At 69.5% G+C, this 1,858-nt stretch carries 1 protein-coding gene and 1 pseudogene; both read right to left on the bottom strand.

What is annotated here, in order from left to right; genetic code table 11:
- Positions 1-235 precede the first annotated feature (235 nt).
- Positions 236-1,354 carry a winged helix DNA-binding domain-containing protein gene (locus tag JYA52_RS00255; protein WP_205651163.1) on the bottom strand — a complete coding sequence of 373 codons (1,119 nt, stop codon included), beginning with the start codon at positions 1,352-1,354 and terminating at the stop codon, positions 236-238.
- A 67-nt stretch (positions 1,355-1,421) separates the two neighbouring features.
- Positions 1,422-1,858, bottom strand: a pseudogene (locus JYA52_RS00250) (UDP-N-acetylmuramate dehydrogenase); the annotation flags it as partial.

Below are 1,858 nucleotides of genomic sequence, written 5' to 3'. Positions count from 1 at the left end.
GGCAAGCAACGCTCGACGCCTGCTACGCCCGCAACCCACACCGATACCGGAACCAACCCTCAGCACCGGGAGTCCCTCCCAAAGCCGGGATCAACAACAAACAAACCACCCCGCTGTCACAAACAGCTTGATATATACCGGCCCCAGGCCGGTCGTGCGGGCGCAGGCCGGTCATGCGGGCGCGGGCCGGTCGTGCGGGGCCGGGCCGGTCATGGGGGCGCGGGGAGGCACCCGGTCAGGACGCGAGGAACCTCTCGTACCGCTCGACGGACCTGTTGAACGCTGCCAGGGCCGCGGGGCCGAGTGACCCGTCGCCGTCGAACGGCTCGGGCACGAACCGGGCGGCGCGCCCTGTCCCCTGCCGCGCCCAGGTCCCGACGACCTCGCCGCCAGCCACGATTGCCTTCTTGAACACTCCGTTGCCGCCCGGGACGATCTTCTGCGCGTGCTCCGGCGGCAGCACCAGGCTGCGGTCCGTGTACCCGAGCACGAACTCGTCGAACCCCGGCAGTGCCATAACCGTGCGCTGCCCGGGCACGCCGTCATCCAGCAGCGCGGCTGTCCCGGGTGAGAGCCAGTAGCTCGTCCCGCCAAACTCCAGTTCCACGAGTTCCCCGCTCACGGTGGCCAGGGCCGCCCGTGCCTCCGTCAGGGTGGTGTTGGACCACCAGGCGAAGTCCCGCACCGTCGCCGGTCCGTGGCTGCGCAGGTACCTCAGCAGCAACTCGGCAATGCCTTCCTCCCGTTCGAGGTCCCGGGAGGTGGTGATCCAGTCGTCGAACGCCACGAACTTCTGCTGGTTGCCCTCGAGCGGTCCCGGCACCAGCGACGCACTTTGGCACAGCAGCCCCAGCAGGTGGATGCCGCGTTGCCCGGTGGGAGGCTGGCCGCCCGCTTCGAAGGCCGCGAACAGCTCGGCACGGGTGGCCCCGGACGGCCTTCCGGAGGCACCGCCCGTCTCGGAAACCAGGTCCAGGGCGATCTTCCGGCAGACTTCGACGTCACCGGAGGCGATCTCCAGCTGGCGGTGGCGGCTCGCCATGCCTTGGACCAGCCGTGCGGTGGTGATGTTGAGGATCCACCGCAGGTCCTCCGGGGCGAGCAGGTGGAGCGTGCCCCGCATTGGCCAAGAGCGCACGATTGTTCCCGCATCCAGTGCGGCGCGCACAGCGCTGATTCCGGCCCGGGGGACCCGCAGGCCAACCGCCCACAGCGCCGCCTGAAGGTCCTGCGCCTGCATGGCCGTCATCCCGCGGACGGCCTCGGGCACGCCAGGGAGTCCTTCCCCGAGCAACCCTTGCGACGCCAGCCGCAACCGTCCGATGATCCTGGGGGTGACCCGTGTCCGTGCCATGACCCCATCCTAAGACCGCCGCCACAGCGGCATCACCGGCATCACCGTCAGGCGCGGGAACAGTGACTTAGAGTTCGACGCCGATCAGCAGAGGCTCCGGGTGGAGTTCAATGCCGAAATGCCCGACGACGCCGTCCCTCACCTCGCGCGCGATTGCCACCATGTCGGCGGCGCTGGCGGAGCCGCGGTTCGTGATGGCCAGAGTGTGCTTGGTGGACAGTGAAGCCCGGCCGCCGGACACGCTGCCGGCGTCCAGGCCGAAGCCCTTTCCGAACCCGGACTGGTCGATCAGCCACGCCGCGGAAAGCTTGACGAGGCCGTCCGAACCACCCGGGTACCGAGGCGCATTCTCCGGCAGGCCGGCCGCCACTTCTTCGGGGACCATCGGATTGGTGAAGAAGGACCCGGTGGAGTACGTGTCGCGGTCTGCGGGGTCCAGGACCATGCCCTTGGACGCGCGCAGCCGGAGCACCTCCCGGCGGACGTCGTTGGAGTAGGCCCGCT

Source organism: Arthrobacter pascens, assembly GCF_017052465.1.
Lineage (GTDB): Bacteria > Actinomycetota > Actinomycetes > Actinomycetales > Micrococcaceae > Arthrobacter > Arthrobacter pascens.
Note: the sequence above shows the minus strand (reverse complement) of the source record. Positions and strands in the feature narration are given on the sequence as shown.

Coding starts and splice junctions, on each gene's coding strand:
- JYA52_RS00255 (WP_205651163.1), bottom strand. CDS start 1,354: ATGGCACGGACACGGGTCACCCCCAGGATCATCGGACGGTTGCGGCTG.